An 18,792-nucleotide genomic window follows, 5' to 3' on the forward strand; every position below is an offset into this window, starting at 1 on the left:
AAGAAAGCAGCAAAACGCGAACCGTCAAGGCGGCTCGAAAAGGCCTCTGCCGGGCGACAGAGGCATACAGCAAAAATGCGTTCAGGCGTTCAGACCGCCATCCACGTCCAGGCCTGTGCCGGAGATCTGCCCGGCGGCGGGGCTTGCCAGAAACGTCACGGCGGCAGCCACATCTTCCGGCTGGCCGTAATGCCCTATGGCAATGAGCTGACGCTGAGAATCTGCCTGTTCGCCGTCCTCCGGGTTCATATCACTGTTGGTTGGGCCGGGATGTACAAGGTTGACGGTAATGCCGCGCGACCCCAGATCGCGAGCCAGACCACGGGTGAGAGAGTTGAGCGCAGATTTGGTCATCGAATAGACCGAGATACCTGGCTGGGCAACGCGGTTCGCCAGGCAACTGCCAATATTGATAATCCGTCCACCATCAGAGAGATGAACCAGTGCTGCCTGGGTTGCAACAACCACGCCGCGAATATTGACGTTGATCAGGGCATCAATGTCGGCCAGAGTCATGGACTCCAGCGGGCCACCACGGGCTATTCCGGCGTTATTGACCAAAATATCTAACCCGCCAAGGGATCTTGCTGCATGCGTGACGGCATCCTGTATGGCCTGCGCATTGGCGCTGTCCGCCTGAATCGCTTCGCTGTGCCGCCCCAGTGCGGAGATTTCATCGGCGACGGCCTGGGCTTTTTCGGCCGATTTTTCATACGTAATCACGACATCGGCTCCGGCTTGTGCCAGAGAGAGCGCAATCGCGCGACCCAACCCACGGCTGGCGCCGGTGACCAGCGCCTTTTTACCTGTTAAATCGATCTGCATGATGACCTCGTTGCGAGAGTGGTGAGAATCATCATTAGGTATAGACCGTCAACGTCATTAGCGGCTGAAGGCTTCCACCTTTTCAAACGCGGCGCGCAGAACATCGGGGGTCAGAGCAACCGGTAAATAGTGGATAGACTCCACCGGACGCAGCGTGTGGGTAATCACCTTGTCCAGTTCATCGCGATTGTTGATATCGATATCCAGCTCATGCAGCGTGGTCGGCAGGTTAAAGCGCTGATAAGCCGCAACCAACTGGGCCAGCACGTCATCCTGACCAAGCAGGGCACTTTGTACCAGAATGCCGTAAGCCACTTTCGTACCGTGCAGGTATTTTTCGGTCTGTGGCAGGACGGTTAAGCCGTTATGTACCGCATGGGCGGCTGCCACGCGCGTATAGCGTTCTCCCAGACCGCCGACCATACCGCCACCGGCAATAATCGCATCTACCACATCACGAAATGCTTGTGTGATTTCACCGCGTTGCTGGTCGGCCAGCGCCTCTTCACTGCGCTCCAGCAGGACATCGCGGATCGCCAGTGCGCCGTTGATCCCGAGGCGTACGGTCAGTGGCAGGTTTTCAGGCTGAGGGGCAAGAACCACTGCTTCGTACCATTTTGCCAGAGTGTCGCCGATGCCTGCCAGCAGGTATTCCGCCGGGGCATTAAGGATGATCTGCGGCTCAACCAGCACCAGGAAATTGGCATCGTCGAAAATTTCGAACTGCAACGCTTGTCCGGCATCGTTATACCAGACGGATAACGGCGTCCAGGCTGCACAGGTGGCGGCAATGGTTGGAATAGCGACAACCGGAACACCCAGACGACGCGCCACCGCTTTGACGGTATCGAGTAGCGCCCCGCCGCCCACGCCGATCACCACGCGAGCGTCATTGCCGGATGCCTTTACCAGTCCGGTTACGTCACGTTCGCTACAGTGGCCTGTAAACAGTAAATGTTTTGCGCCTGGCGTATGAAAACTGTCCGGCAGGAAAGGGCGCGCGCCTGCAATTGCACGTTCGCCATAAATCCACACCGCGTGCGCCAGCTGTTCCGGCGTGAAGAAGTCATTCAGGCGAGCAAGGCTGCCGGGATGAGAGAAGTAATTCGCCGGGCCGGGTACGACGCGGATGTCGGTGTTGCTCATTGTGTTGTCCTTTTTTAGGAAGCGCTAACCCGATGTTATGTCTGGACATCCGGATGGCTAATAATATTTAGCTTTATCTTATGCCTTTTCCGTCGTTGTCAGTCAACCGGAGCTGTGAAAAATTCCATAAATCAAAAAATTAATGAAGGATTTTACGCGGATGGTTTCCAGTCGCCTTGAGATGCGCGGTATCAGCCTGGCTTTTTCAGGGTTTCAGGCGCTGTCACGTGTGGATTTCACGCTGATGGGCGGTTCCGTGCATGCGTTAACCGGTGCGAATGGTGCGGGGAAATCAACGCTGATGGCGGTGTTGTGCGGTACGCACGATCACTATGAAGGCGAGATCTGTATCAACAACCAGCCGGTTGCCATTCGTGAACCGCTGGATGCGAAGCTGCTGGGGATCCACCTTGTGCAGCAGGAAGTGGACGTGGCGCTGATTCCGGGTTTGAGCATCGCCGAAAATATCATGCTCGATCAACTGGCACAGCCGGGGCATCGCTACAACTGGCGCGCTATTCGCCAGCAGGCGAGGCAGGCACTAGCGCAGCTGGATATCGGGATGGACGTGCGCCGCTCAATCGACAACTGCTCGCTTGCTGAAAAGCAGCAAATTTTGCTGGCGCGGGCGCTGTCACATCACTGCCGTTTTCTGATTCTCGATGAACCCACCGCTCCGCTGGACGCGCATGAAAGCGAACGTCTGTTTGTGGTCGTGAAACGCCTGCAACAGCAGGGTATTGGTGTGGTGTTTATCTCCCACCGTATTCACGAGCTGAAAGCCATTTGCGACACCTTAACGGTGCTGCGCGACGGCAAGCTGATTGAATCTGGCCCGATGGCAGCGCTAAGCGGCGAAGCCATTGTGGAGAAAATGCTCGGCCATGAGCTGAGCGACATCTATCCGCCAGCACGTCCACCACACAGCGAAGAGACGCTGTTGCGGGTGGAAGGCCTGCACGATGAAGCGCTGCTGAAAAATATCTCATTGCATCTGCGTAAAGGGGAAATCCTGGGGATCGCAGGGCTGGCGGGGGCTGGGAAAACGGAACTCTGCAAGGCGCTATTCGGCGCGACTAAAAGCCGCGTTGAACATGGCGAACTGAATCATCAACCCTGGCAACCGCGCGATCCGGCCGATTCTGTCCTGCGTGGTCTGGCGCTGGTTCCGGAAGAGCGTCGCAAAGAGGGCATTTTTATCGATGAGCCGGTCAGCATGAATCTTTCTGTCAGTGCGGATAACTCATTCTCCCGCTGGAGCCTGTTCGGGCATCGTCAGGCGTGGCGATGGGCAGAAGAGGTCATTGCTCGCGTGGGGGTACGTACGCGTGGGCCAGGACAAGTGCTGCGTCGCCTTTCGGGAGGAAACCAGCAAAAAGTGGCCATCGGTAAATGGCTACGCAATGAGGCCAGTGTGCTCATTTTTGACGAGCCAACCAAAGGTGTGGACGTGAAAGCCAAAACGGACCTGTTCCAGTTGATTGATGGCCTGGCACGGGAAGGGAAAGGGGTGATTTACGCCTCTGGTGAGTTTGCTGAACTGGTGGGATTGTGCGACCGCATCTGCGTGCTGTGGGACGGGCGTATTGTGGCGGAGATCGCCGGGGCCGAGGCCCGTGAAGAGACATTACTTTATTATTCAACCGGAGGAACGGCGTCGTGAGCAAGGCCCTTTCAGTGAATGCGACGGTGTCGGGCCGTCAGCAAATTTTCGATTTTCTCTACAAATGGGGCATGTTGCTGACCGTTGTGGCGCTGATCGCCGTGTTTGGCGCGGCATCAGATAACTTCCTCGATCCGAACAATATTATCAATATTCTGCGCTCGATCGCCATTGTAACGGTGATTGCCATTGGTGTGTCGATTTCCCTGACCATAGGCGGGTTCGACCTTTCTGTTGGATCAACCGCATCGCTTGCCAATGCGCTGGTGATTTCATTATTTGTCTGGCACGGCTTTGGTGCGACGGAGTCGATTCTGATTACGCTCGCACTCTGTACGCTGGTCGGTCTGTTCAATGCGTTTCTGATTGTGATCCTGCGAATTCCGGACATGCTGGCCACCCTGGCCAGCCTGTTTGTGATTCAGGGAGTGGCAATGACCTACAGCTATGGCGGATCGATTACGGAGAACATGGTGCTGCCGAGCGGTGACATGGCCGAAGGGACGATCCCGGCCGCCTTCAGTGCGCTGGGCCAGGTTCCGACCATTGTGATTATCATGCTGGTGGTCACCATTCTGGCGCAACTGGGCTTGTCGCTGACCACTCACGGGCGTCGTATGTACGCGATTGGCGGGAATCCTGAAGCGGCACGTTTATCCGGCATTCGTACCACGCGTTATAAAGTGGCGGCGTATGTGATCGCTTCTCTTCTGGCGGGATTAGGTGGCATTTTGCTGGCCTCGCGTATCGGCTCTTCGCAGGTGAATGCGGGTGGCGGATATCTGATGGATGCGGTCGCGGCGGCGTGGATAGGTTTTTCGCTGGCAGGTTCGGGCAAGCCTAACGCGCTGGGTACGCTGGTAGGGGCGGTGATCCTCGGCGTGCTCTCTAACGGCCTGGTGATGCTTTCCGTACCGTATTACGCCATGGACATTATAAAAGGGCTGGTGCTCGCAGTGGCGCTGGCGATTACTTACATACAAAAACATTAGCAATACATAACAACACAACGGGATAACAGAATGAAAAAAATCGCACTCTCTTTAGTGGCGCTGGGGTTACTGACTTCTCTGCCAGGTTTTGCGGCGACACCTGCGCCGGTTCCGGCAGCGATTGCTAATCACGACGGTCCGATCCGCATTGCGGTGATCCGTAACCTCGGTTCAGACGACAACACCACCCAGTTTGTCGCAGGCGCGATTCAGGAAGGAAAGAAACTCGGTTTTAAAGTCAGCACCTTTTTAAGCAACGGTGACGATGCCAAATTCCAGGATTTCGTCAACCAGGCGATCAGCCAGAAATACGACGGGATTATCCTCTCTCAGGGGCGTGATCCGTATGCCACCGCACTGGTGAAAAAAGCCGTGGATGCCGGGATCAAAGTGTCGGTGTTTGATACGGCGGTAAACGGTGATATTCCGGGCGTAACCGTTACTCAGCAAGATGATGCGTCTCTCACCAACCTTTCCTTCGGTCAACTGGCGAAAGATTTCAACGGTAAAGCCAATATCGTCAAGCTCTGGGTTGCGGGCTTCCCGCCGATGGAGCGTCGCCAGGCTGCGTACCAGGCGCTGCAAAAACAGTACCCGGACATCAAAGAGCTGGAGTCCATTGGCGCTGTCTCTTCTGACGTGCAGGGCGATACCGCGAACAAAGTGGGCGCTATTCTGGCGAAGTACCCGAAAGGAAAAATCGATGCGATCTGGGGAACCTGGGATGCGTTTAGTCAGGGAGCGTATAAGGCGCTGAAAGAGAACGGTCGTACTGAAATCAAACTCTACAGCATTGATATCTCCAACCAGGATCTGCAACTGATGCGTGAGCAGGGCAGCCCGTGGAAAGTGAGCGTGGCCGTCGATCCAAAACTGATTGGCGCAACTAATGTGCGTCTGATTGCAAACAAGATTGCCGGGGAAGCGACACCTGCGACCTATGATTTCAAAGCTGCGGCTATTCCGCAGGCGCTGCTGACTGCGCAACCGGGCGCGGTGAACGTGGCGTCACTGGGCAAAATTATCCCTGGCTGGGGCCAGACTGAAGACTTTATCGCCCCGTGGTTTGCCACTCTGGAAACGAAAAATAAATGAGTGGATTACCCACGCCTGAATACAGCCGCAATATGCGGCTGATTGGTCATAGCGACCAGGGCGGTCGCCCGGACGGCGTACAGTTGATGGTGCATCGCGGCTTTGCGTATATCGGCCATATGGTGTCGCAGGGTTTTTCGATTGTGGATGTTCGCGACCCGAAAAATCCGAAGGCGGCAGGATATGTTCCTGCCCCACCGGGGACATGGAATGTGCATCTCCAGGCGCATGACGATCTGCTGCTGGTGATTAACGCCCGTGACCTGTTTGCCGATGCCCGCTTTGCCGATGAGAAGGTCTATTACACCCGACAGGTCGGTGAAACGGTCAGCGATGTGCGGGACAAAGGCTGGAGTGCAGGGCTGCGCATTTTCGATATTTCTACCCCGGATAAGCCGCGCGAAATCAGCTTCCTGTCATTGAACGGGATTGGTATCCACCGGATCTGGTATGTGGGCGGGCGTTGGGCATACGTCTCGGCACTGCTCGACGGATTTACGGATTATATCTTCCTGACCATCGATCTTGCCGATCCACATAAACCCGAAGTGGCGGGGCGCTGGTGGCTACCAGGGATGAACCAGGCCGAAGGGGAACAGCCATGCTGGCCGGAAGGTAAACGTTATGCGCTTCACCATGCAATCATCGCGGGTGACACCGCCTATGGAAGCTGGCGTGATGGCGGACTGACGCTGCTGGACGTGAAAGATCGTACACAACCTAAACTGATCAGCCATCGTAACTGGAGCCCGCCATTTGGTGGGGGCACGCATACTGCGTTGCCGCTACCGGACCGCGATCTGCTGGTGGTGCTGGACGAGGCGGTGCTCGATAACCAGGAGGATGGCGAGAAGCTGATCTGGGTGTTTGATATTCGTGAGCCGTCGAATCCGGTGAGCATTTCCACCTTCCCGCAGCCGGATGAAAGGGATTATGTGGCGAAAGGGGCGCACTTTGGTCCGCATAACCTGCATGAAAATCGGCCTGGCAGTTTCATCAGTTCAACGCTGATTTTTGCCACTTACCAGAACGCCGGTGTGCGTGCATACGACATTTCCAATCCGTATCGGCCCGTCGAAACGGGGGCGTTAGTCCCTGCAGCACCGGAAAAAATGATGGATACACGTCCAAATCGCCCTCAGGTGATCCAGTCATGTGATGTGTTTGTGGATGCGCAGGGAATAATCTACAGCACGGATTACAACGGTGGACTGTCGGTGATTGAGTATTTGGGGTGAGTGCGGTTTGACGCCCTCACCCGGCCCTCTCCCACCGGGAGAAGGAGAATATCAACTGTACTGACGTATCCGCGCCACCAGCTCTTCTGCGCTATCGATTCGCTCGGCAATCACAATCAGTGCCTTACCGAGTGTAATCGCGTGGCGCAGGCATTCGTGGCGCATGGCTTCATCCTGAATGGTGTCAATGTCGGCCACGTGAGACAGGCCGACACTGCGTCGAATCAGCTCTGTACCGCAGAAGCCAATCGCATCCTGCCAGACCTTTTTCAGGAACGTGGAGGCATAACCCGGTACGTTCAGGGCGGCATCACGCGTTTTCTCGCTCGCCAGTGTCTGGAAGCGTTCAGCGAAGGTGTTCCACAGTTCCTGAATATCGCTCAGACGCTGTTCGCGGGCAGCCGCGGCATCGCGAATACCCAGATGCCCCGGCAGGCCACAGAAGTTCAGCAGCAGGTTGCCAATTGCTGTACCGATGTCAAAGCCAATCGGGCCGTAATAGCCAAATTCGGCGTCAATCGCTTTCAGGCTACCGTCAGCGACAAAAATCGAACCGCTGTGAATATCGCCGTGAAGCAATGCTTCAGCCTGAGAGAAGAAGCGGTGTTTAAGGGCAGCGACGGCAATTTTCAGTTGAGCGTCGTCGCGCAGGGCGGCAACGTCGTGTTCCAGTGCCGCAGGATAGTTATTACGTTCGTGGATCTGGTAGGGATCGTTGAAGAACAGATCTTCGGTGATCTCACACATTTCGGGGTTAATGAATTTTGCCACCTGCGCTTTTTTATCATGCGGATGCAGATAAAAGTCGCTGGTGTGGAACAGCGTGTGAGCAAGATATTCCCCTAACTGGCGAGCGGCCTGCGGGTAGTAAATGCCTTGAACCAGCTCACCGCGCCAGATTTTATGGCTGGAGAGATCTTCCATCACCATCACCGCCAGCTCCGGGTCGAAATGATGGATTTTAACGGTGTGCTGCGGGCTATGTTGATAGTGTTCCACCAGTGTCTGCGCCTCCAGACGGGCGCGATCCAGCGTGAGTGGCCAGGATTCACCTACGCAGCGAACATAGGGCAGGGCCTGCTTGACGACGATGCGGCTTACTCCCTCGGCGTCGAAAATTTTAAAGACCAGATTGAGGTTGCCGTCGCCAACTTCCTGCGCCTCTACCAGCGATGATGGGTTATCGAGTCCGCCAAACTGCTTTGCATACTCCACTGCATCCTGGGCGGTAAAGGTACGGTATTGCGACATTGCCTGTTCCTCACTGATTTTAGTAATAAAGACATTTAGACGTCTATACATCTGGATTTCATCCTGACACAATGTGATACATCAACGCAACAGAGAATTAACGACATGCAGACATTACAGACGACCAGCCTGCGGGTGGCGGATAATCAGCTCTTTATTCTCGATCAGCAGGCACTTCCGCAGGAGAAACGCTGGCTGGATGCCTCCACGGTCGAGGCGCTGGTGGGACATATTCATGCTCTGCGCGTGCGTGGTGCACCGCTGATTGGGCTTTCCGCCAGCCTGCTTTTGGCGTTGCTGGCAGAAAACGGCAAAAACCGTGACGAACTGGCGCTGGCGCTGGATACCCTGCGGGCCTCTCGCCCGACAGCAGTGAACCTGATGAATAACCTCGACCGCATGAAGCAGGCGCTGTGGCAGGAAGATTTTGTCCCGGCACTGGTGGCGGAGGCGCTGCATCTGATTGATGAAGATAAACAGCTCTGCAATGCGATTGCGCAAGCGGGTAGCGCGCTGGTCAAACCGGGCAGCCGACTGCTCACGCATTGTAATACGGGCGGCCTGGCGACAGCCGGAGTGGGGACGGCGTTGGGTGTCATTGCGCGTGCGCACCAGGAAGGCCACGTCAGCAACGTCTGGGTGGATGAAACGCGTCCATTATTGCAGGGCGGCAGGCTGACCGCATGGGAACTGGGGGAGCTGGGCGTGCCGTATCAGCTGATTACTGATTCGATGGCCGCCAGCCTGATGGCAAAAGGGCAGGTGGATGCCGTGTGGGTCGGGGCAGACCGCATTGCCGCGAACGGGGATGTGGCGAACAAAATCGGGACATATTCTCTGGCGGTACTGGCGAAATTCCACGGCATTCCGTTTTATGTGGCAGCCCCACAAACCACACTTGATCCAAACTGCCCGAACGGCGATGCGATCCCCATTGAACAACGTGCCGCCAGCGAAGTGACAGGTGTGGCCGGAAGCTTTGGTTCGGTGCAGTGGGCTCCAGAGGATGCGCAGGTCTACAACCCGGCATTTGATGTTACGCCAGCGGCGCTGATCAGCGGCTGGGTGCTGGATACCGGCGTGGTCACGCCGCAAGAGGTGGCAAAAGGGAAATTCGCCTGAGCCTGGCTATCCTATAAGGGGCTCCCCTTAGAGGACAGAATCGTGAAGCTTGATCCCAATACTGATTTAAAACTGGAACGCGTGGTGGATGCGCCACGCGACTTGCTGTGCTCTGCTGGACCACGCCAGAGCACATCAAAAACTTCTTCATTCCTGTTCCCCATAAAGTGACCGAATGTGACCTTGATTTACGCGTGGGCGGGCGCTTTAACACCGTATTTGAGGTGGATGGCCAGCGGATGGACAACAAAGGCGTGTTCCTGGAAATTGATCCGGGCAAAAAGCGGGTGTTTACCGATGGCTACACCGAAGGCTGGGGAATTGTGCTGAATCAACTGGTGGCGTATGTGAAGGGGCTGAAACGGTAAAGAGTGCGTGCTTATACCCTCTCCCCATGGGAGAGGGTGAAAACCAGCCTATGCCAGGCGCGGATACGCATCCGCAATCGCATCCCCGGTAAACTGTGCAATCCACCCTTCTGGGTTATCGAAAATACGGATTGCGGTAAAGTTCGGCTCTGAACCCATATCAAACCAGTGTGGTGTGCCTGCGGGAACTGAGATCAGATCGTTTTTCTCACACAGCACCTGGTAAACCTGGTCACCGATGTGCAGGCAAAACAGCCCGGCGCCTTCGACAAAGAAACGCACTTCATCTTCGCCGTGTGTATGCTCGTTCAAAAACTTGGCACGCAGCGCCTCTTTTTGCGGGTTATCGGCCCGCAGGCTGATGACATCCCAGCTCTGATAGCCCTTCTCGGCGACCAGTTTGTCAATGGCGTGCTGATAGGCGTCGATCACCGTTTCAGGGGCGGGGTCACGGCCTAAATCGCGATCGGCAGCCCAGCGCTCAAAACGCACACCTTTGGCGTTGAGTTGTTGGGCGATGTCGGCGGTGTTGGTGCTGTGCCACTGTGGTTCGCTGGCATCTTTATCGGAATAAATGGTCAATGCGCTCATGAAGGGATCTGCTCCGGATTAATCTCGTCAAACTGGTGCACCTGATGATGCTGACTCGCGCCATCGTCATCACCACGGATCAACTGCAACGTACGGAAACCGGCCTGTGCGGCTGCATCCAGCTCCTGATGAATATCGGACAGGAACAGGATCTGCGCCGGGGACACGCCAATCTGCGTGGCGATGGTGCTGTACGACTGCGTTTCGCGCTTCGCACCCACATGGGTATCAAAATAGCCGCTGAACAGATGAGTAATATCACCTTCGTCGCTGTAGCCAAATAACAGTTTTTGCGCAGCAACGGAGCCAGAGGAATAAACATAGAGATCAATGCCTTGTGCTTTCCATTTTTCCAGCGCAGGCAGGACGTCCGGGTAGAGATGGCCGGTAAAATCGCCGTTCACGTATCCGTCGTGCCAGATAATGCCCTGCAAGGCTTTCAGTGCCGTCGATTTGCGGTCTTCATCCATGAACGTAAACAGAGCGTCGGTAAGTTCGCTGGCGCTGGCATGCGGATTGCTGATTTCATCACGCAGGTTGTCCAGAATCGATTTGACCGGTTCGGCGTACTGCTGAGCGGTCACGAAGGCCGCCAGTCGCTCACGCGCATAAGGGAACAAAACATCATGGACAAAACGGATATCGCTGGTGGTCCCTTCAATATCCGTCACAATCGCGCGAATCATACTCTCTCCAGTTGTCGTAAACGCATTTCGCATTCAAATAGGAATTCTAATCCCTCCAGATGACGTCGGGCTTCTGCCACATCACGTCCCCAGCAGGTTAAGCCATGACCGCGCAGAAGAAAACCATAATTAAGCGCTTGTTCCTCGGCGTAATGGGCGATTCGCGAAGCGAGGGCGTCAATATCCTGGTCGTTATCGAAAACCGGGATGGTGACGGTGTCCCGGTGCGTCGTCTGCCCGGAGAGGGATTTCTGCATTTCAAAACCGCTGAGCTGGAGTGCAGGGCCTTTGATCAGGCGCGACAACACCGTGGCATTCACCGTGTGCACGTGTAACACCGCGTTGGCCTGTGGGAACAGGCGGTAAATCAGCGTATGTAGACCCGTTTCGGCAGACGGTTTACGACCCGATGGCGCGCGATTCGTGGCGATCTCCACTTGCAGGAAGTCTTCTGTCGTGAGGCTGCCTTTATCTTTGCCGGATTCACTCAGCCAGCAGAGCGTTTCGTCCTGGCGTACCGACATATTGCCGCCTGTTGCAGGGGCCCACCCTTTTGCGCCAATCCAGCGGCAGGCGTCGGCCAGTTGTGTAAGTTGCAGGTTGTCTGTCATTTTCCTTTTACCCTCTGTCGGCCAGGAATATTTATATCGTATAGACGTCTAAGCGTCTTGATTGCCAAAGACTAACATCGTGTTATAGTGGCAGCAACATAAGTATTACATGCAGGCACAACACAATGAGCAATAACGCATTGATTCCTCAGAGCAAACTTCCCAATCTTGGCACAACGATCTTTACGCAAATGAGCGCTCTGGCTCAGCAGCACAACGCTATTAACCTGTCCCAGGGATTCCCGGATTTTGACGGCCCGACCTATTTGCAGGAACGTCTGGCTCACCATGTGACGCAGGGGGCGAACCAGTATGCGCCGATGACGGGGGCTCAGGCGCTCCGGGATGCGATTTCCGATAAAACAGCAGAGTTGTACGGCTACAAGCCGGATGCCAATAGCGAAATCACGGTCACGGCGGGGGCTACCGAGGCGCTCTATGCGGCCATCACCGCACTGGTGCGAACGGGCGATGAAGTGATCTGTTTCGACCCAAGCTACGATAGCTACGCACCGGCAATAGAACTTTCCGGTGGGGTGGTGAAACGTGTGGCGCTTCAGCCACCGCATTTTCGTCCAGACTGGCAGGCATTTTCCGCCTTGCTGAGCGATAAAACCCGTCTGGTGATCCTCAATACGCCACATAACCCGTCAGCCACCGTATGGCGTAAAGATGATTTTTCCGCCCTGTGGCAGGCCATTGCCGAACATGAGATCTATGTACTGAGCGATGAAGTGTACGAGCACATCTGTTTTGCAGAGGAAGGGCACGCCAGCGTGCTGGCGCATCCTCAATTACGTGAGCGATCGATTGCTGTCTCTTCGTTCGGTAAAACCTACCATATGACCGGCTGGAAGGTGGGGTACTGTGTGGCTCCGGCGGCCATCAGCACTGAGTTGCGTAAAGTACACCAGTACCTGACTTTTGCGGTGAACACGCCAGCACAGCTGGCTATTGCCGACATGTTGCGCGCAGAGCCGGAGCATTATCGACAGTTACCTGAATTTTACCGTGCACGTCGCGATCTGTTTGTGAATGCGCTGAGCCAGAGCCGTCTGGAGATTTTACCCTGTGAAGGGACCTATTTCCTGCTGGCGGATTACAGTGCTATTTCCGATCTGGATGATGTGAGTTTTTGTCAGTGGTTGACGAAAGAAGTCGGTGTTGCGGCAATCCCGCTCTCTGTTTTTTGCGCCGATCCATTTCCGCATAAACTGATTCGACTCTGTTTTGCGAAGCAGGAATCGACGCTACTGGCTGCTGCAGAACGTCTTAATACGCTCTGATTACTTCACCGTCCAGGCTTCTGAATATCGACGGTCTGCAAACAGCTCCAGCAGGCCGTTGATTTGTTTCAGGCGCAATACTTCATCGCTGTCCATGCCAAGTTCTTTACCAATTTTCACTTCACTCCAGCCCAGTAATGCCAGTTCGCGCACAATCTCAGACATGGCGTTAATTTGATGGCGTCCTCGGGCACGGTTATGGCGGATCGTGGCGGCCATGCGATCAACCTTCTCCTGCCGTTCTTTGCGCAGGCAGGTAACAGGTAAGTAGCCTTTCAACTGGCGTTTTAACGCGGCCCGGCTTTTACCGATCTCATGGCGGTGAAAACCATCGACGATTTCGTAATGTTGCGGTTCGCTCTCCGTCACCACAATCGGTTGTGTGAAACCATCTATCTCCAGAGATTGGCTGAGCAGCCGTTTTTCCGGTGGGGCAACGTTATTGGGGTTGTAGTCATTGGCATAAATATCATCGTGTTTGATCCATAGCACGCAATCGATAGGCTGTTCCCTGAACGGGCTAAGCGTATGGATCGTGTGACGAAAGGTATTTATCGCATCAATCCGTTCAGCTTCAGAGAGTGACTGAAGATAGCTTTCCATCTCTTTGATCAATCGTTGTTGCATAAAATTCCCCATTCCTTGCGTTTGTTTTTCATCCGTGCATTGTAGCGTTGATAGTGATTTGGCTTATTTGGGCTGAAGGAGAGTGCCCGACACCAGTAATCGTTATTGAGCAGAACCTTACAAATACGTCGCCATGAAGGGATATCTTTTGAACCTATGTCACCTTCCTGGGTATCGGGAATATCATCCATTCCTCTCTTTTGATACCAGTGCAAATAAACGGCAATTTTATTGCGATAATGTTCAGCTGTGGTTTGCGGCATGCTATCGAGCAACAGCATGGCGTATTCGTACCAGCGAAGATGATCCGGTTTGATAATTTTACGGTGGCCATAAAAATGGTTGTCGTGACCCGCGTAGATGCCACCACTTCGTACGCCACTGACACGCTCACACATGGCTGCCCAGCGCTCAGGTTCAAGAACATGATAGAGCCACAACCCCTGACGTTGCTCAGGCCCAAAGGGTTCGCAGATCCGCATATAACGAGGCGGAACGCCGGCCTGAAACATCAGGTTATATAGCGGGTTATAGCAACATCCTGTTTTGGCAAACCAGGTCCAGATGTCGGCTGTTTTCCAGTCGTAAAGAGGGTAGATATACCAGGCGTGCCCACCGGGTGCGACGCTGGTCCAGGGTTTATCATCGGCAAAACGCCGTTTACGCGCGTTGGCGATAGTCAGAAAACGGTTGTAGGACTCGTCAGCGCGAATGCCGATCATGACCGTGGAGGGGCGTTGTTGCGAAAACCAATCGGAAAATGAGCGGACGAAGGCTTCAAAGGTCATGCCCTGCTGATAAAAATCGAAATATTCGGGGTCAGTAATGGCGTCTTCAGGGGGCTGACGTACCCAATGAACACCTGGCTCCCAACATTGCCATTCGGGCTGAAACTGTGAGAGTGCGTTTTGCGTAGTCAGGGGAAGTGCAACCCAGAAAAAACGATCGATAACATCGCGGTATAATGCACGCATATTTTGCACATGCTCAATGGTGCAGGAAAATTGTGCCTCCCAGTCGATAAACAACACGCTAATTTTTTTGTTCTGTTTCCTCGCATGTTGTGCAGTGAGATGCAACATGATGGTTGAGTCTTTTCCTCCGGAAAAAGAGACACAAACGTGAGGAATGTTTTCAAGCGCCCATTCAATTCGTTCTACGGCGGCTTCAAGCACATTCTGTGCAAGCGGATATTTATATATTGACACGATCAATTACTTCCTGGGTAATGAATACCGGACAGGTCTCGTCAATGGAAATGTAGCCGCAGATAGTAAAGGAAATACCGGGTGATTAAAGAATTAAATGGCTAAAAAGGATGACGTAAATCATGTTACTTAAATGTTTTGTTCGGACATTTAAGTAACATAGCCTCTCACTCCAGAGGAATTTGTTCGATGATTTGTGAGAAGACGGCGCTATTAAGCGATGCTCTATTGTAGAGCATATAGACCTCAGCGACAGGGAGTTCGAAAGGTATCTCTACTCGTTTTACATTCATTGATGTTTTATAGCTTTCATAGGCAATTTCAGGAATATAACCAATCAGATCTGATGTGCTGATAATATTGATTATCGAAATGAAAGAGTCGGAGCTGAATACAATGTTTCTGTCCGGAAATATAGATTCAGCCTGAGCCTGAAACTCTTTTACACCATGCTCATTGCTGTGAAAAAGCGTGAAATTCTCGTTCATCAGCTCTTCCCGGGTGGCCTTATCGCCGAGACGCGGGTGATCTTTATTGCAGATAAGTATCATCGGGATGACGCGAAAACGTGAGCAGATAACGGAGCGGTTATTAACAGGTGAAAAAGTGAACACCAAATCGGCTTTGCGGTAGGCGAGTAAATCTTCGGCTGACTCCGGTGAAAGCAGCATATCGCGCAGTTCGATTTTGTAATGGTGCTCTGAAATCAGGAAGTTAACCAGTGAAAGAAGCGCGCCGGGCGCAATAACCTGAGGACAGAAGATAACAAAGTTCTTCTTGAGCTCAGAACTATGCATGATGTTAATGGTTTGCTCAATCTGATTTAAGTTTTGTTCCAGATGATGGTGGAGATTGACCCCTACGGTGGTGGGCGTGATCCCCTTACCCGAACGGATAAACAGCGGGTCGTTAAGTTGATTACGCAGCCGTTGCAGTGACTGGCTGACCGCTGAAGGGGTAATGTAAAGTGTTTCCGCAGCCTTACTAATACTCAGGTGCTGATAAATACACTCAAAGATGACCAGAAGATTAAGGTCGAATTTTTTAAGATCGTAGAGATTGGCCATGGTCCATCCTGAGAGTGCGGTTTACGCCCGTCAATGTATACACATTAACTATAGAAGACGGTTAACTATTCGCAATCTTTTGCGTTAATCGACTTAATTCTTTTTTAATATTTGCTTAATATATCATGATTGCAGATTATTAAAATACGCCTGAATTTATCTTTAAGTTATTTTTATGCTAAAAACTGGATGGTCTCATCTTGAATGACAACTGTTATTTATGTTTAGAGTGATACCTATCATGTTTTTGAATTTATCAGCCGCATGATAACGCGATGCATTCTGTTATTTATATTGGGCTTACTTGCTGCAAACATGATGCTTTCTTTGGCAAAACCTATCGCAGCCATAGATAAGAATGCCTCTGCGGTGCATTGCTCAACGTCCAGACCGATGGTGTAATCACATGGCTGTTACGGCCTTGATATAGGGTATGTAGAGCGCAACGCAACGCCAGCTTTGGCTGGCACTGAAATACCAGTGGGTAATTCAGGTATCAGGGCCGCCCATTGAGGCGGCCTTTTTACTTTCAGCGGATGTTAACGGGGTCAGGCGTGTTGTTAGGTTTGACTGATTGATTTGATAAAGCGTACGCATTAGCCCTGATGAAAAAAGCGGGTTACCTTACATCTCAACGAAAACACGGAGGAAGTACAGATGTCTTTGATTAACACTAAAATTAAACCTTTCAAAAACCAGGCGTTCAAAAACGGTGAATTCGTAGAAGTTACCGAGAAAGATACTGAAGGCCGCTGGAGTGTGTTCTTCTTCTATCCGGCAGATTTCACCTTCGTATGCCCGACTGAACTGGGTGATGTAGCAGACCATTACGACGAACTGCAGAAACTGGGTGTAGACGTTTACTCTGTTTCTACTGATACCCACTTCACCCATAAAGCATGGCACAGCAGCTCTGAAACTATCGCTAAAATCAAATACGCGATGATCGGTGACCCGACTGGCGCCCTGACCCGTAACTTCGACAACATGCGTGAAGATGAAGGTCTGGCCGATCGTGCAACCTTCGTTGTTGACCCGCAGGGTATTATCCAGGCTATCGAAGTTACCGCTGAAGGTATCGGCCGTGATGCATCTGACCTGCTGCGCAAAATCAAAGCGGCTCAGTATGTTGCTTCCCACCCAGGTGAAGTGTGCCCGGCTAAATGGAAAGAAGGTGAGGCCACTCTGGCTCCATCTTTAGACCTGGTAGGCAAAATCTAAATTTAAGTCGCCTTTACGCTACAGGTTGCAACCTTCCTGTAATGCGAAATGCTTGCGAATTAATCCTTAAACGGGTGCGCCGCACCCGTTTATTTCCAGCACCATGATGCAAGTTGCATTCCGGCAGCCTGAATAAGGCAGCTTGCATGATGACGTTTTTAGAGAGGGAAGAATAATGCTCGACACAAATATGAAAACCCAGCTCAAGGCATACCTTGAGAAACTGACCAAACCTGTTGAGCTGATTGCCACGCTGGATGACAGCGCTAAATCGGCAGAAATCAAGGAACTGCTGGCGGAAATCGCAGAACTGTCGCCAAAGGTGACGTTTAAAGAAGATAACAGCCTGGCAGTACGTAAGCCGTCATTCCTGATTACGAACCCTGGTTCTGACCAAGGACCACGCTTTGCCGGTTCTCCGTTAGGACACGAATTTACCTCCCTGGTTCTGGCACTGTTATGGACGGGCGGGCATCCGTCAAAAGAAGCGCAAGCGTTGCTGGAACAGATCCGCAATATTGACGGTGATTTTGAGTTCGAAACCTATTACTCGCTCTCCTGTCACAACTGTCCGGACGTGGTACAGGCATTGAACCTGATGTCGGTTCTGAACCCGCGCATCAAACATACCGCGATCGATGGCGGTGTGTTCCAGAACGAAATTACCGATCGCAACGTGATGGGCGTTCCGGCGGTCTTCATGAACGGTCAGGAGTTTGGTCAGGGCCGTATGACGCTGACAGAGATTGTCGCCAAAGTGGATACCGGTGCGGAAAAACGGGCGGCAGAAGAGCTGAATAAGCGCGATGCCTACGATGTGTTGATTGTCGGCTCCGGCCCTGCGGGTGCGGCGGCAGCCGTTTACTCTGCGCGTAAAGGTATCCGTACCGGCCTGATGGGCGAGCGTTTTGGTGGTCAGGTCCTCGATACCGTTGATATTGAAAACTACATTTCTGTACCAAAAACCGAAGGCCAGAAACTTGCCGGTGCTCTGAAAGCCCACGTGAGCGATTACGACGTCGATGTGATCGACAGCCAGAGTGCCAGCAAACTGGTTCCGGCAGCCGTTGAAGGTGGCTTACACCAGATTGAAACCGCGTCTGGCGCAGTGTTGAAAGCACGCAGCATTATCATTGCAACTGGCGCTAAATGGCGCAACATGAACGTGCCAGGTGAAGATCAGTACCGTACCAAAGGGGTAACGTACTGTCCGCACTGTGATGGCCCATTGTTTAAAGGTAAACGTGTTGCGGTTATCGGTGGCGGGAACTCCGGTGTGGAAGCCGCGATTGATCTGGCGGGGATTGTTGAACACGTTACCCTGCTGGAGTTCGCACCTGAAATGAAAGCAGACCAGGTCCTTCAGGATAAAGTCCGTAGCCTGAAGAACGTCGATATCGTGCTGAATGCACAGACGACGGAAGTGAAGGGCGATGGCAGCAAAGTGACCGGGCTGGAATACCGTGACCGCGTGAGTGGCGATGTTCACAGTGTGCCGTTGTCGGGCATTTTCGTTCAGATTGGTCTGCTGCCGAATACCACATGGCTGGAAGGCGCAATTGAGCGCAACCGCATGGGCGAAATCATGATTGATGCGAAGTGCGAAACCAGCGTAAAAGGCATATTTGCGGCGGGCGACTGTACGACCGTACCGTACAAACAGATTATCATCGCGACAGGCGAAGGCGCGAAAGCCTCTTTAAGCTCGTTTGATTATCTGATTCGTACGAAAACAGCATAAGAAAAGAAAGTAAGGCGACACCTGCAAAATCAGAAGGCCACCGAAAGGTGGCCT

At 53.0% G+C, this 18,792-nt stretch carries 17 protein-coding genes and 1 pseudogene; 9 read left to right on the top strand and 9 right to left on the bottom strand.

The window, feature by feature from the left end:
- Positions 1–81 precede the first annotated feature (81 nt).
- Positions 82–825: a 3-oxoacyl-ACP reductase family protein gene (locus tag HV346_RS05860; RefSeq protein WP_181622622.1), complete on the bottom strand. Its 744-nt coding sequence runs from the start codon at positions 823–825 to the stop codon at positions 82–84.
- A 57-nt stretch (positions 826–882) separates the two neighbouring features.
- Positions 883–1,971, bottom strand: coding sequence for an oxidoreductase (locus HV346_RS05865; RefSeq protein WP_181622623.1), 1,089 nt, complete (start codon positions 1,969–1,971; stop codon positions 883–885).
- 160 nt (positions 1,972–2,131) lie between these two features.
- On the opposite strand from HV346_RS05865, the gene HV346_RS05870 reads away from it, so the two are divergent.
- The 4 genes from HV346_RS05870 to HV346_RS05885 are packed head-to-tail and all read left to right on the top strand — an operon-like array spanning position 2,132 to position 6,959.
- Positions 2,132–3,634: a sugar ABC transporter ATP-binding protein gene (locus HV346_RS05870; protein WP_181622624.1), complete on the top strand. Its 1,503-nt coding sequence runs from the start codon at positions 2,132–2,134 to the stop codon at positions 3,632–3,634.
- The gene (locus HV346_RS05875; RefSeq protein ID WP_181622625.1) at positions 3,631–4,626 is read left to right on the top strand and encodes an ABC transporter permease; all 996 of its coding nucleotides are present in this window, start codon (positions 3,631–3,633) and stop codon (positions 4,624–4,626) included. The genes HV346_RS05870 and HV346_RS05875 overlap by 4 nt, the downstream gene beginning before the upstream one ends.
- 30 nt (positions 4,627–4,656) lie before the next feature.
- Positions 4,657–5,721 carry a sugar ABC transporter substrate-binding protein gene (locus HV346_RS05880; RefSeq protein ID WP_181622626.1) on the top strand — a complete coding sequence of 355 codons (1,065 nt, stop codon included), beginning with the start codon at positions 4,657–4,659 and terminating at the stop codon, positions 5,719–5,721.
- Complete coding sequence (locus HV346_RS05885; RefSeq protein ID WP_181622627.1) at positions 5,718–6,959, top strand: LVIVD repeat-containing protein; 1,242 nt, start codon at positions 5,718–5,720, stop codon at positions 6,957–6,959. Before HV346_RS05880 ends, HV346_RS05885 begins: the two co-directional genes overlap by 4 nt.
- 51 nt (positions 6,960–7,010) lie before the next feature.
- Here HV346_RS05885 and mtnK read toward each other — a convergent pair whose 3' ends face one another.
- Positions 7,011–8,210 carry an S-methyl-5-thioribose kinase gene (mtnK, locus tag HV346_RS05890; RefSeq protein ID WP_181623703.1) on the bottom strand — a complete coding sequence of 400 codons (1,200 nt, stop codon included), beginning with the start codon at positions 8,208–8,210 and terminating at the stop codon, positions 7,011–7,013.
- Between the two features lie 105 nt (positions 8,211–8,315).
- On the opposite strand from mtnK, the gene mtnA reads away from it, so the two are divergent.
- Both mtnA and HV346_RS05900 read left to right on the top strand, forming a co-directional pair.
- A complete protein-coding gene (gene mtnA / locus HV346_RS05895) occupies positions 8,316–9,332 on the top strand; it encodes an S-methyl-5-thioribose-1-phosphate isomerase (RefSeq protein WP_181622628.1) in 1,017 nt (338 codons plus the stop codon).
- A gap of 42 nt (positions 9,333–9,374) precedes the next feature.
- Positions 9,375–9,700 (top strand): annotated as a pseudogene (locus HV346_RS05900) (SRPBCC domain-containing protein).
- Between the two features lie 48 nt (positions 9,701–9,748).
- Here HV346_RS05900 and HV346_RS05905 read toward each other — a convergent pair.
- Genes HV346_RS05905 through HV346_RS05915 form a run of 3 tightly spaced genes read right to left on the bottom strand, consistent with a single transcriptional unit; the run spans position 9,749 to position 11,588 of the window.
- Positions 9,749–10,291: an acireductone dioxygenase gene (locus HV346_RS05905; protein WP_181622629.1), complete on the bottom strand. Its 543-nt coding sequence runs from the start codon at positions 10,289–10,291 to the stop codon at positions 9,749–9,751.
- Positions 10,288–10,977, bottom strand: coding sequence for an acireductone synthase (mtnC, locus tag HV346_RS05910; RefSeq protein ID WP_181622630.1), 690 nt, complete (start codon positions 10,975–10,977; stop codon positions 10,288–10,290). The genes HV346_RS05905 and mtnC overlap by 4 nt, the downstream gene beginning before the upstream one ends.
- Positions 10,974–11,588, bottom strand: a complete 615-nt coding sequence (locus HV346_RS05915; protein ID WP_181622631.1) for a methylthioribulose 1-phosphate dehydratase — start codon at positions 11,586–11,588, stop codon at positions 10,974–10,976. The genes mtnC and HV346_RS05915 overlap by 4 nt, the downstream gene beginning before the upstream one ends.
- A gap of 125 nt (positions 11,589–11,713) precedes the next feature.
- Here HV346_RS05915 and HV346_RS05920 point away from each other — a divergent pair, with 125 nt between their 5' ends.
- Entirely contained in the window at positions 11,714–12,874 is a 1,161-nt protein-coding gene (locus tag HV346_RS05920; protein WP_181622632.1) for a pyridoxal phosphate-dependent aminotransferase, read from the top strand.
- Here the strand turns inward: HV346_RS05920 and HV346_RS05925 are convergent, their stop codons facing one another.
- From HV346_RS05925 to HV346_RS05935, 3 genes are all read right to left on the bottom strand, one after another.
- Positions 12,875–13,501, bottom strand: a complete 627-nt coding sequence (locus HV346_RS05925) for a ParB/RepB/Spo0J family partition protein (protein ID WP_181622633.1) — start codon at positions 13,499–13,501, stop codon at positions 12,875–12,877. It abuts the gene before it with no gap.
- Positions 13,486–14,709 carry a phosphoadenosine phosphosulfate reductase gene (locus tag HV346_RS05930; RefSeq protein ID WP_181622634.1) on the bottom strand — a complete coding sequence of 408 codons (1,224 nt, stop codon included), beginning with the start codon at positions 14,707–14,709 and terminating at the stop codon, positions 13,486–13,488. The genes HV346_RS05925 and HV346_RS05930 overlap by 16 nt, the downstream gene beginning before the upstream one ends.
- 167 nt (positions 14,710–14,876) lie before the next feature.
- Positions 14,877–15,776, bottom strand: a complete 900-nt coding sequence (locus HV346_RS05935; protein ID WP_181622635.1) for a LysR family transcriptional regulator — start codon at positions 15,774–15,776, stop codon at positions 14,877–14,879.
- 657 nt (positions 15,777–16,433) lie between these two features.
- Between HV346_RS05935 and ahpC the strand changes: the two genes are divergently transcribed.
- Positions 16,434–16,997: an alkyl hydroperoxide reductase subunit C gene (gene ahpC / locus HV346_RS05940; protein WP_181622636.1), complete on the top strand. Its 564-nt coding sequence runs from the start codon at positions 16,434–16,436 to the stop codon at positions 16,995–16,997.
- A 175-nt stretch (positions 16,998–17,172) separates the two neighbouring features.
- Positions 17,173–18,738, top strand: coding sequence for an alkyl hydroperoxide reductase subunit F (gene ahpF, locus HV346_RS05945; protein WP_181622637.1), 1,566 nt, complete (start codon positions 17,173–17,175; stop codon positions 18,736–18,738).
- Positions 18,739–18,792 lie beyond the last annotated feature (54 nt).

This window comes from Enterobacter sp. RHBSTW-00994, from assembly GCF_013782625.1.
Classification (GTDB): Bacteria; Pseudomonadota; Gammaproteobacteria; order Enterobacterales; family Enterobacteriaceae; genus Enterobacter.